This window comes from Kitasatospora sp. NPDC033851, assembly GCF_055576085.1.
Map to the genome: position 1 here is coordinate 1 of NZ_JBVIRL010000105.1, position 1,343 is coordinate 1,343.

At 67.7% G+C, this 1,343-nt stretch carries 1 protein-coding gene; it reads right to left on the reverse strand.

Going from position 1 to position 1,343, the window contains the following annotated elements; all coding sequences use genetic code 11:
• Positions 1 to 8: 8 nt before the first annotated feature.
• Positions 9 to 1,343 (reverse strand): IS30 family transposase (locus tag ACZ51D_RS43675; RefSeq protein WP_465665895.1); only part of this gene is annotated, 1,335 nt, incomplete at its 5' end.

Here is a 1,343-nt window from a genome sequence, read left to right on the forward strand (position 1 = left end):
GGGCGAGTTCAATCGGTCGTTGCAACACCGGGTTGTTGTAGTGAGCGTAGTTGCTCGGTGAAGACCTCGGCGGGGGTCTTCCAACCGAGGATTTTGCGGGGCCGGTTATTAATCGCCAGGGCGACGGCTTCGAGGTCCTCGGCCGACCACCGGGACAGGTCCGTGCCCTTCGGGAAGTACTGACGTAGCAGGCCGTTGGTGTTTTCGTTCGTCGGTCGCTGCCAGGGCGAGTGCGGGTCGGCGAAGAACACTCTCGTGCCGGTCTCAAGTGCGAACTGGGCATGCCTGGACAGTTCCTTCCCGCGGTCCCAGGTGAGGGACTTGCGTAGCTGCTCGGGCAGCTTCGTCATCGACGCCGCCAGCGCGGCGTTCATCGCGACGGCGCCGTAGCCGCCGAGCGACGGACCGTTCTTCACGGGTGATTTCTCGCCCCAGCCTTCCAGTCGAGGCAGATGCACCAGAAGCGTGGACCGGCTGCTGCGCTCGACGAGCGTGCCGATCGCGGATCGGCCCGTCCCAATGATCAGATCCCCCTCCCAGTGCCCGGGGACCGCGCGGTCCGCGGCTTCAGCGGGCCGCTCGCTGAGGACGACGTCGGCGGTCACATGCCCCTGCGGCTTGTTGCGTGATCGAGCCCGCGGTTCCCGCAGCGCACGACCAGTCCGCAGACACGCGACCAACTCCCGTTTGAGCGCGCCCCGCCCCTGGATGAACAGCGACTGGTAGATCGCCTCATGGCTGATGCGCATGCCCTCATCATCGGGGAAGTCGATTCTCAGTCGGTGGGAAATCTGCTCCGGACTCCACGCCATCGCCCAACGCCTGTCCTGCCGATGCGGCTTGTTCAGGCCCTTCCACGCGGGCGTCTCAGGGCCCGTGACGATCGTGCCGTCGGGTCGGCGGACGCTCCCATCAAGCCGCTCTTGCACGTACTCACGCAACCTGTCGTTGCCCACGAGCTTCGCCGTCTTCGGACGTTTCGCGGCCTGCTGCGCTTTCCACTGCGCCACCACGGCGCGGTAGACCTGATTCCCGCTCCTCGTGGCCGCGTTGCGGCGCAACTCGCGAGAAACGGTCCCTGGGTCGCGTCCGATCCGGCGCGCGATCTCGCGCACGCCGGCCTCCTGAGCGCGAAGCAGCGCGATCTCCTCCCGCTCGGCGAACGACAAGTAGCGGCCCGTGGGCTCGTCCAGGCTGAGCGGCGGCATCCCGCCAGCGTGACGGAACCACCGCGACCCGACCGGCCACGACACACCCACCTCGCCCGCAGCCTCAACCGTCGTCACCCCCGATGCGATCAGGCGCCAGAACTCCCGCTGCACCGCGCGAGACGGCTCCGGCCG